Here is a 9,992-nt window from a genome sequence, read left to right on the forward strand (position 1 = left end):
GCCGGCTGGGAATCGAACGGAGGGGCTGCAGGAAAGTGAGCGAGTTCTTCAGCCTCCTGGTGGCGGGCATCGTCCTCGGCTCGATCTACGCGGTGAGCGCGAGCGGGCTGGTCGTGACCTACAACACCACGGGGATCTTCAACTTCGCCCACGGAGCCGTGGGCATGCTGATGGCCTACCTGTTCTGGCAGTTCTGGCAGGGCTGGCACTGGCCGGTGCTCCTGGCGCTGGTACTGGTCCTGGCCGTGGCCGCCCCCCTACTCGGGTTGTTCGTGGAACGGGCCATCATGCGACCGTTGTACGGGGCCACGACGAACATCGCCTTGGTCGTCACCCTGGGCCTCCTGTTGCTGATCTTCGGCCTGGCCAGCTCGGTGTGGAAGCAGAGCAACACCTACACGCTTCCCGAGTTCTTCACCGGCCACCAGGTGACCATCGGATCGGTCAGCGTCAGCTACGAGCAGCTCATCACCGTCGGGGTGGCCCTGGCCGTTGCGGTAGGGCTCCGCCTCATGTTCACGAGGACGCGGACGGGCGTCGCCATGCGCGCCGTGGTGGACGACCCCGAGCTGGCCCAGCTGGCCGGGGCCCCGTCGAGCCGGATCTCCGGGTACGCGTGGATGATCGGAGCGATGTTCGCCGCCCTGGCCGGCATCCTCAGCGCCTCGCAGACCATGCAGCAGGTGATTCTCACCGAGCTGGTCATCTACGGGTTCGCCGCCGCCGTCGTGGGCCGGCTGCGCAGCCTGCCGCTCACCTTCCTCGGGGCCATGATCCTGGGGGTCGGCAACTCCATGGCCATCGGCTACGTGCCGACGGGACTGCGGACCTACGTGGTCGAGGCCCTGCCCATGGCGCTCCTGATCCTGGTGCTGCTGACGATGCCCCAGGCCCGGCTGGCCATCGGCCGGGTCGTGCGCCCCCGCCCGCCGCGTGCCGCCAGCCGGCGCTCCACCGCCGTCGGGTCGGTCGGACTCGTGGCGGTCGTGACCGTCGCCGCGTTCCTCGTGACCGGCGCCAACCTCGACAACCTGGGCTCGGCCATGGCCACGGGCATCCTCGTGCTCTCCCTGATCCCGCTGGCCGGTTACGGGGGGCAGGTGTCGTTGTGCCAGTTCACCTTTGCCGGGCTCGGCGCCCTCGCCATGCACTGGGTGGGCAACGGGGACTCGGTGCTGGGGTTGCTGGCCGCCGTCGGGTTCTGTGGCGCATGCGGGGCCGTCCTCTCGCTCCCGGCTATCCGCCTGCGGGGCCTCTACCTGGCGCTGGCGACGTTGGCCTTTGCCGTGCTCATGGACAACATGTTCTGGCCCGACCCGTCGATCGTCGGGTCGTCCGGCCTGATCACCGTCGGACGGGCCCACATCTTCGGCCTCCACTTCGCCACGACCCGGTCGTACGTGATCTTCGTGGCGGTCATCTTCGCCGCCTGCCTGTTCGGCGTCGGGGCCCTGCGCCGGGGTGCGTTCGGGCGGCGCCTGGTGGCGATGAACGACTCCCCGGCGGCGTGCACCACTGTCGGGCTCGACCTCACGATGACCAAGCTGGCGATCTTCTCGCTGTCCGCCGCCATGGCGGGCCTGGCCGGCGCGCTGATGGCGGGGGTCGGAGGCGTGATCGGGCCGTCGCAGGTCACCTTCTTCAACTCGCTGATCCTGTTCGTGGCCCTGACCCTGCAGGGAACCAACTTGTTGTCGACCGCCGTCGGGGCCGGAGTCGGCATCCAGCTGGCTTCGGTGATCGGCAGCCACATCCCCGCCCTGGCCAACTTCTCCTACATCGCCTTCGGCGTGGGCATCGTCGCCATCGGACGCAACCCCAACGCCATGGGCAAGGTGTTTGCCGACATTCGGGATGCGTGGGAACGCCGGCAGGGACGGGCGCCGGCGCTCCACACCGCAGATGCCCTGGCGCCCGCCATCGAGACGAAAGTGTCCTCCTCCGTTGGCTGAGATCTCCGTACGCGGCATCCAGGTGAACTTCGGTGGCGTGCGCGCCCTGTCCGGCGTCGACATGGACGTGCGGCCCGGACGGGTCACCGGGCTGATCGGGCCCAACGGGGCGGGCAAGACCACGTTGTTCAACGTGGTGACCGGGCTCCAGCCGCCCGCAAGCGGCCGCGTCCTGCTCGACGACCGGGACATCACGTCCCTCAAGCCCCACCGCCGGTCCCGCCTCGGGATCGCCCGGACCTTCCAGCGCCTCGAGGTCTTCGGCACGCTCACGGCCCGGGAGAACGTGCTGATGGCGGCCGAGACCCAGCGCTCCAAGCTCGCGGCCGGCACCCACCCGGCATCGGTGGCCGACGCCCTCCTCGAGCGGGTGGGGGTGGCCCACGTGGCCAACGAGCCGACCGACCTCCTGCCGACCGGCCTGGCCCGCCTGGTGGAGATGGCCCGGGCCCTGGCCACCAGCCCGAGCGTGCTGCTCCTCGACGAGCCCAGCTCCGGGCTCGACGGCCACGAGACCGAGGAGCTGGGCCGGGTGCTGACGTCACTGGCCGGGGACGGCATGGCCATCCTGCTCGTCGAGCACGACATGCACCTGGTCATGAGCACGTGCGAGGAGGTGACGGTGCTCGACTTCGGCAAGGTGATCGCCTGCGGGCCCGCCGCCACCGTCCAGTCCGACCCCCTCGTCCAGGCCGCCTATCTGGGGGTCAGCGAGGACAAGACCAAGGAAGCGGGGTCCAAGCGGGCGCCCCGGACGGCGGCCGTCCCCAACGGAGCCGCCCCCGCCTCGACCGCCGCCAACGGCGCCGCCCCCGCCCTGGAGCTCCACGACGTGCGCGCCGGCTACGGACGGATCGAGGTCGTCCACGGGGTGAACCTGACCGTGGAGCACGGCGCGGTGTTCGCCCTGCTGGGGCCGAACGGGGCGGGCAAGTCCACCCTCCTCAAGGTCGCCAGCGGCCGGATGGCGCCGTCCCACGGCTCGGTGCTGCTCGACGGCCGGGACGTCACCCGGGCCTCCGCGGTGCGCCTGGCCCGGCGCGGGCTGTGCACCATCCCCGAGGGCCGCGCCATCTTCCCGAACCTGACCGTGGCCGAGAACCTGTTGATGTACACCTACCGGGCCCGGTCGCTGAAGTCCCGGGACCTCGAGCAGAAGGCCTTCACCCGCTTCCCGGTCCTGGGCGAGCGCCGCAAGCAGCTGGCCGGCACCCTCTCGGGCGGGGAGCAGCAGATGCTTGCCATAGCCCGCGCCCTCTGCACCGACCCCCAGATCCTGCTACTCGACGAGCTGTCGATGGGGCTGGCGCCGATCGTGGTCGGGCGGCTCTACGACGCGGTGGCCGACCTGGTGGCCCGCGAGCACCTGGCGGTGCTGGTGGTGGAGCAGTTTGCCGAGACGGCGCTCACGGTGGCCGACCGGGCCGCCATCATGGTCAACGGGCGCATCGAGCACACCGGCTCCCCCGCCGAGGTGGGCGAGCAGGTCGTCCAGGCCTACATGGGCGCCCCTGCCTAGTCGGCGGAGGCGGTCTGCTTGGGCTGGAGGAGCTCCATCGGCTTCTGGCAGCACGCCAGCTCACCGTCGCTGGGCTTGGTGATCAGCAGCTCGGTCCCGCAGGACTGGCACTGGTAACGCTTTCCGACCTGAAGCAAGTTGGGCTCTCCCTGAACGCTCGAAGGTGCGGGCCGAGGGGTGGCGCGGCTACTGCTTGCGGGCCATGGGGGCCGAGCAGCAGTTGACCTCCCCGTCCCCTCCCTTGGTGACGATCACCTCGGCCCCGCACGTCTGGCAGGCGTAGCGCTTTCCGGTCTCGTTGGCCACGGCGGTACTCGGTCCCTTCCCCCCCTGGCCCTTCCGCCCGACTGGGTCGTCTGGCCGGGGAAACAGAATCTGTTCTAATTTTAACAGGCCGTGAACGGGGCGGACCAAGGCGACGGAGGGCGCTCGTGAACCTGGCCATGCTGCTCGACATCCCGGCGTCCATCGTGCCGGACGCCCCGGCGCTGCTGGGGCCCTCGGTGGAGACGTTCGGGGAGCTGCGCGACGCCGCCGGCCGGGCCGCCTCCCTCCTGGCCGGGCTCGGCGTGGGCCCCGGGGACCGGGTCGGTCTGTTCGCCACCAACAGCCCCGAGTACGTCGAGGCCCTGTTCGGAGTGTCCATCCTCGGCGCCGTGGGGGTGCCGATGAACTACCGGGCCCGGGGACCGGAGCTGGCCCACCTCCTCGCCGACTCGGGGACCAAGGCCCTGTTCACCGAGTCCCGCTACGAGGATCTGGTGCGGGAGTCCGCCCCCGAGGACCTGCCGGTCGTGTACCTCGACCGGGACTTCCCGGAGCGCAAGGCGGCCGCCGGGAACATGGAGATCGTGGCCGACGTCGACGACGACGACGTCGGGATCATCCTGTACACGAGCGGCACCACGTCCCTCCCCAAGGGGGTGATGCTGAGCCACGGCTCGCTGACCGGCTACGTGATCAACCGCACCGAGTGCGCCGACGGGACCGAGCGGGGCCGGTCGCTCCTCTCGGCACCGCTGCACCACATCGCGGCGGTGTCGTCGGTCCTGTCCTCGCTCTACGGGGGCCGGCCGGTCGTGCTGATGCCGCAGTTCGACGCCGCCGGGTGGCTCGAGGAGGTCGAGCGTCACCGGGTCACCCACGCCTTCCTGGTCCCGACCATGCTGGCGCGCATCGTCTCGCTTCCCGACGTGACCAAGCGGGACATCAGCAGCCTGGAGCTGGTGACCTACGGGGCGGCACCGATGCCACCGAGCGTGATCCGGCGCGCCATCGACGTCTTCCCCCGCTCGGTCGGCTTCACCGGCGCCTACGGCCAGACCGAGACCACCTCGACGGTGACCGTGCTCGACCCCGACGACCACCGCATGGACGGTTCGGCGGAGGAGATCGAGCGCAAGCAGCGCCGGCTGGCGTCGGTCGGCAAGGCGGTCGGGGACGTCGAGCTGCGCGTGATCGACGAGGAGGGCAACCCGGCGGTCCCCGGCGTGGTCGGAGAGGTGCAGATCCGCACGTTCCGCACCATGAGCGGCTACTGGGGCAGCAACGCCGGCGCCACCGCCAAGACCGTCGAGTCGGACGGCTGGCTCCATACGGGAGACCTCGGCTACCTGGACGAGGAGGGTTACCTCTTCCTCGGAGGACGGCAGGGGGATCTGATCATCCGCGGCGGGGAGAACATCTCCCCGGAGGACGTCGAGGCGGCGGTCTACGAGCATCCCGACGTGGCCGAGGCCGGCGTCGTCGGCGTGCCCGACGAGGAATGGGGGGAGCGGGTGGCGGTGGCCGTGGTGCCGCGCGCCGGCGCCGAGCTCACGACCGACGGCCTCCTCGACTTCTGCTCGGAGCGCCTGCCCGGCTACAAGCGGCCCGAGCTCGTCCTCATCGTCGAGGCCCTACCGCGCACCTCGACGGGCAAGCTGCTGCGCCGGGAGCTGCTGCCGATGTTCGCCAGCCGGACCTGAAGCGAAACCTCGCCCCGGGCCAGACACGGAGAGAGCAAGATGAGCGAGTCACACCTGCTGACCGAGATGGTCGGGGGCCACACCTACGTCCTCACCATGAACCGCCCCGAGGCGCGCAACGCCCTCTCCGGGGAGATGCTCCAGTTGATGGGGGAGGCGTGGGACCGCATCAACTCCGACCCCGAGATTCGGGTGGCCATCCTCACCGGGGCGGGCGGGGCCTTCTGCGCCGGCGCCGACCTCAAGGCCATGACCCAGTCGCACCCGGGCGACTCGTTCCGCGCCGAGCAGCAGGGGGGCGGGGGCGCCGGCGGCGGTGACGGTGGGGGGATCGCCAGCGGGGTGATCAAACCCCTGCTCAAGGGCTTCCGGCTCACCAAGCCCCTGATCGCCGCGGTGGAGGGGGCGGCGGTGGCCGGGGGCACGGAGATCCTCCAGGCCACCGACATCCGGGTGGCGGGGGAGAGCGCCCGCTTCGGCGTGTCGGAGGTCCGCTGGTCGCTCTTCCCGCTCGGCGGCTCGACGGTGCGGCTGCGGCGCCAGATCCCCTACACCGTGGCGGCCGACATCCTGCTGACCGGCCGTCACCTGCGCGCCCCGGAGGCCAAGGAGATCGGGCTGATCGGCTACGTGGTGCCCGACGGCCAGGCCCTGGAGAAGGCCCTCGAGATCGCCGACTCCATCTGCGCCAACGGTCCGGTGGCGGTACAGGCCGTCCTGCGCTCCCTGCGCGAGACGGAGGGCGTGACCGAGGACGAGGCCATGGCCATCGAGAGCCGGATCGGCATGGAGGTGTTCATGAGCGAGGACGCCAAGGAGGGCCCGCTGGCCTTCATGGAGAAGCGCAAGCCGGTCTACCAGGGCCGCTGAGCGCCTGCACCGGGTCGACGATGGCCGACCGCCCCGTACCGCTGCCCGACAACGTCTCGCGCTCCTACTGGGAGGCGGCGGGCCGCGGCGAGCTGCTGTTCCAGGAATGCCCTCAGTGCGGGCAGCGCCAGCTCTACCCCCGCGCCCTGTGCACCGGGTGCGCCGGCACACCCGTGTGGCGCGCGGCGTCGGGCCGGGGGACCGTGCACACCTTCACCGTCATCCGTCAGAACTGGGCCGAGCCGTTCCGGGAGATGCTCCCGTACGTCGTGGCCATGGTCGAGCTGGCCGAGGGCCCGCGCCTCATGTCCAACGTGACCGACTGCGCCCCCGAGGACGTCCACATCGGCATGCCGGTCGAGGCGTGGTTCCTCCCCGTGGAGGACGGAGTGGCGGTGCCGATGTTCCGTCCCCTGTCGGCGTGACCACCCCGTGACCGACACCGCCGTGCGCCGGGACCACGTTCATCTCCCCGCGCCGACGGCGGTCGACGGCTCCCCGCTGTCCCCCAAGCAGCTGGCCCGGCGGCAGAGGGTGATCGAGGTGGCGCTGCAGCTCGGCGCCGACGGCGGCTACGACGCCGTGCACATGCGCGAGGTGGCCGACCGCTCGCGGGTCTCCCTCGGGACGATCTACCGCTACTTCGGGTCCAAGGACCACCTGCTGGCGGCGGCGCTGTCGGAGTGGACGGCGCAGCTGCAGTCCCGGCTGGCCCGCCGGCCGGCCCGGGGGGACTCGCCCGTCGAGCAGCTGGTGGACGTGCTCCGCCGGGGCTCGCGCGCCCTGGAGCAGCAGCCGAACCTGGCCGCCGCCCTGATCCGGGCCCTGGGCTCGGACGATCCGATGGTCGGATTGGCCGCCTCCCACGTCCGGGGCCAGATCTCCGCCATCGCCGCTCCGATCCTGGACGCCCTCGGCCCCGGCGAGATCGAGGAGATCGTCGGCGTCCTGCGTCATGTTTGGTACTCCGCCATGATGATCTGGGCCCACGGCCGCAGCGACGTATCGACCATCGGCGACGACCTCGAACGGGCCGCCCGGCTCCTTCTGGCGGCCCATCCCGCCCTCTCTGCACCGCAGCCCCGCAGCGCGACCGGCTCCTGAGCCCGGCGCGCCGACCGACACCCGACAGGAGGACCACCGATGCCCATCCCCGAGCAACGAGACCTGGAGGTGGCCCGCAAGTCGATCCAGGACTGGCTGGCCTCACGGCGGTCGGGGGCGGAGGGGCTGGCGGTGTCGGAGCTGGTCGGCCCCGGGGCCACCGGGTTCTCCAACGAGACCCTGCTCTTCGACCTGACGTGGCGGGAGGGCGGCCGGGAGCAGCGGGAGTCGCTCGTCCTCCGGGTCAAGCCGACCGGGTACCGCGTGTTCATGGAGGACGACTTCGAGCTGCAGTACCGGGTCCTGGAGGAGCTGGGGCGCCAGGGGGTCCGCGTCCCGCCGGTGCGCGAGTTCGAGACCGATCCGGCCGTGCTCGGGGCGCCCTTCTTCCTGATGCAGCGGGTCCCGGGCCAGGTGCCCGGGGATGCGCCTCCCTACAACGCCGAGGGGTTCGTGAAGGACATGGCGCCCGCTGACCGGCGGCGCCTGTGGGAGTCGGCCATGGACGCCTTCGTCGAGGTCCACCGGGCCGGGATGGGCGGGGGCTTCGACTTCCTGGCCAAGCCCCACCGCGGCCCGACCGGCTTCGACCAGCAGCTGCGCTACTACGAGGAGGCGTTGGAGTGGGCGGCCCAGGGCCGGCCCCAGCCGGTGGCGGAGGCGGCATGGGAGTGGTTGTCGGGGCACCTGCCCGACGAGCGGCCCACTGCTCTGTCGTGGGGAGACTCCCGCATCGCCAACATGATCTTCGACGGCTGCACGTGCCGGGCGGTGCTCGACTGGGAGATGGTCTCGCTCGGCGGCCCGGAGATGGACCTCGGGTGGTGGCTGTTCCTCGACCGGTTCTCCGCCGAGGGCAACGGCCTCACCCGCCTCGAGGGGCTGGGCACGCGTGACGAGACGGTGGCCCGCTGGGAGGAGGGAACGGGGCTGCGGGCCCGCAACCTCGAGTTCTACGAGATCTTCGCCGGCCTCAGGTTCGCGGTGGTGATGATGCGCCTGGCCCAGATGTTCAAGCAGTGGGAGCTACCCGTGGCCGATGACATGGAGACCAACAACCCGGTCACCCAGCTGCTGGCGAGCCTGCTCGACATGGAGCCGCCCGGGCCGGTCGGCTGAGCGGCCGGGAGGCGCGTCAGCCGGGCCTGGCCTCCGTCTCCAGGCGGTAGCCGCGGCGGGACACGGCCACGACCGAAACCCCGAGCGGGGCCAACCGCCGGCGCAGCCGGGCCACGGTCACGTCGACCACATGGGCGTCCCGGCCGGCGGTGCCCCGCCACACGGAGCGGAACACCGCGGTCTTGGCCACCGTGGCCCCCCTGGCCTCGACGAGGCGACCCATGACGGCGCGTTCGCGCCCCGAGAGAACGACGACCTGCCCACTCCGCTCGACGGCGGCGCCCTGGACGGTCACCGGCGCCCCGCCCGCCCCGCCCTCCAGGACCGTCCGGCGCCTGCCGAGCTCGTCGGACACGGTGCGTACCAGCAGTCCCAGCCGCCCGATCTCGGGCGCCACCGGCTCCTCGATCCCCGATGTCCGGGCCGCATGGGCGCACACCGGCCCGACGCACGCCGCCACCACCGCCCTCCGGTTGAAGGCGTCACGCGCCTCGTCTCCCCGTCCGGCCTCCTCGGCCAGGGCGAAGTAGTTCCGTACCGCCGGGGCGCTGGTGAAGGTGACGGCGTCGACCTCCCCCAGGTTGATGGAGTCGAGAAGGCGGTAGGTCGGCTCCGGATCGGCCGGCAGGCGCCAGCGGTACACCGGCACCGCGATCACCTCGGCGCCGGCCGCTTCCAGCGTCGCGGTCAGCTCCGGATCGGAGTTGTGCCCGTACTCCTGGATGGCGATGACCGCTCCGTCCGGGTCCCAGCCGAGTAGGAGGTCCAGGACCTCCCGCATGCTCTCGCCCGGCACCCGGGTGGCTCCCGCCAGGCCGTTGGTCTCCATGGCGGCGCCGGCCTTGGGGCCCCGGGCCACCAGCCGGGCCCGGGCCAGGGCGTCCTGGAGCTCCGCGTCGAGGCCCCAGGACTGGGCGGCGTCGAACCAGGCCCGCACGCCTATCCCCGTCGTGGCCACGAAGACGTCCGGTCGACGGCCCAGGACGCGAAAAGTGGCCTTGCGGAGGGCGTCCTCGGCGGCCAGGTACTCGGTCTGGATCGTCGGGGCGTGGAGCACCCGCGCGCCTCGCCGGGCCAGCAGCTCCGACTGCTGCTCCCATCGGCGATCGGCCGTCACACCGACCGTGAAGCCCTCCAGCTGCCCCAGCGGCACCGTCAGAACAGTGCCCGGGCTGTGTTGCGCGGAGGTTTCCTGGCCATTTCGGCACCGGAAACTCGGGTGGCCCGGCATGAAGATGACGGCTCTGTTAACGGTCCCTCACGGACGCGTGGATCGGTGTGCCCGTTGTGGTCGCAATCGTTCATCGTCGGGCCACAGACCCGAAACCGGGGTGCGGTTGGCTGCAGGCATGCCCCCGTCGACCGGAGCCCGCTCCCGTTCCACCCTCGTCGTGGCCGGCAACGGCATGGTCGGCCACAAGCTGGACGAGCTGATCGTCGGGCACGGCGGACTGGACAGGT

Annotated in this window: 10 protein-coding genes; 7 read left to right on the top strand and 3 right to left on the bottom strand. The window is 71.6% G+C overall.

Features of this window, described 5'->3' with window-relative positions; all coding sequences use genetic code 11:
• Positions 1-35 precede the first annotated feature (35 nt).
• Positions 36-1,952 carry an ABC transporter permease gene (locus tag VFW24_10155; protein HEX5267124.1) on the top strand — a complete coding sequence of 639 codons (1,917 nt, stop codon included), beginning with the start codon at positions 36-38 and terminating at the stop codon, positions 1,950-1,952.
• Positions 1,945-3,471 (top strand): ATP-binding cassette domain-containing protein, encoded by a 1,527-nt coding sequence (locus VFW24_10160; protein HEX5267125.1) that lies wholly within the window; start codon positions 1,945-1,947, stop codon positions 3,469-3,471. The genes VFW24_10155 and VFW24_10160 overlap by 8 nt, the downstream gene beginning before the upstream one ends.
• Here the strand turns inward: VFW24_10160 and VFW24_10165 are convergent.
• Both VFW24_10165 and VFW24_10170 read right to left on the bottom strand, forming a co-directional pair.
• Positions 3,468-3,608 (bottom strand): hypothetical protein, encoded by a 141-nt coding sequence (locus VFW24_10165; protein ID HEX5267126.1) that lies wholly within the window; start codon positions 3,606-3,608, stop codon positions 3,468-3,470. The two genes, VFW24_10160 and VFW24_10165, sit on opposite strands and share 4 nt — an antisense overlap.
• A gap of 49 nt (positions 3,609-3,657) precedes the next feature.
• Complete coding sequence (locus tag VFW24_10170) at positions 3,658-3,777, bottom strand: hypothetical protein (GenBank protein HEX5267127.1); 120 nt, start codon at positions 3,775-3,777, stop codon at positions 3,658-3,660.
• Between the two features lie 125 nt (positions 3,778-3,902).
• Between VFW24_10170 and VFW24_10175 the strand changes: the two genes are divergently transcribed.
• Genes VFW24_10175 through VFW24_10195 form a run of 5 tightly spaced genes read left to right on the top strand, consistent with a single transcriptional unit; the run spans position 3,903 to position 8,531 of the window.
• Positions 3,903-5,438, top strand: coding sequence for an AMP-binding protein (locus tag VFW24_10175; GenBank protein ID HEX5267128.1), 1,536 nt, complete (start codon positions 3,903-3,905; stop codon positions 5,436-5,438).
• Positions 5,439-5,477: 39 nt separating this feature from the next.
• Positions 5,478-6,308 (top strand): crotonase/enoyl-CoA hydratase family protein, encoded by an 831-nt coding sequence (locus tag VFW24_10180; protein ID HEX5267129.1) that lies wholly within the window; start codon positions 5,478-5,480, stop codon positions 6,306-6,308.
• A 20-nt stretch (positions 6,309-6,328) separates the two neighbouring features.
• Positions 6,329-6,733, top strand: coding sequence for a Zn-ribbon domain-containing OB-fold protein (locus tag VFW24_10185; protein ID HEX5267130.1), 405 nt, complete (start codon positions 6,329-6,331; stop codon positions 6,731-6,733).
• 7 nt (positions 6,734-6,740) lie between these two features.
• On the top strand, positions 6,741-7,412 hold the full coding sequence (locus VFW24_10190) for a TetR family transcriptional regulator (GenBank protein HEX5267131.1): 672 nt from the start codon (positions 6,741-6,743) through the stop codon (positions 7,410-7,412).
• Positions 7,413-7,451: 39 nt separating this feature from the next.
• Positions 7,452-8,531 carry a phosphotransferase family protein gene (locus VFW24_10195; protein HEX5267132.1) on the top strand — a complete coding sequence of 360 codons (1,080 nt, stop codon included), beginning with the start codon at positions 7,452-7,454 and terminating at the stop codon, positions 8,529-8,531.
• A 16-nt stretch (positions 8,532-8,547) separates the two neighbouring features.
• On the opposite strand, the gene VFW24_10200 is transcribed toward VFW24_10195, so the two are convergent.
• On the bottom strand, positions 8,548-9,684 hold the full coding sequence (locus tag VFW24_10200) for a uroporphyrinogen-III synthase (protein HEX5267133.1): 1,137 nt from the start codon (positions 9,682-9,684) through the stop codon (positions 8,548-8,550).
• Positions 9,685-9,992 lie beyond the last annotated feature (308 nt).

The organism is Acidimicrobiales bacterium, assembly GCA_036273495.1.
GTDB lineage: Bacteria > Actinomycetota > Acidimicrobiia > Acidimicrobiales > JAJPHE01 > DASSEU01.

Bases quoted from the DNA above. Each gene is read 5' to 3' on its own strand.
- VFW24_10180 (HEX5267129.1), top strand. From the start codon at position 5,478: ATGAGCGAGTCACACCTGCTGACCGAGATGGTCGGGGGCCACACCTAC.
- VFW24_10185 (HEX5267130.1), top strand. From the start codon at position 6,329: ATGGCCGACCGCCCCGTACCGCTGCCCGACAACGTCTCGCGCTCCTAC.
- VFW24_10195 (HEX5267132.1), top strand. From the start codon at position 7,452: ATGCCCATCCCCGAGCAACGAGACCTGGAGGTGGCCCGCAAGTCGATC.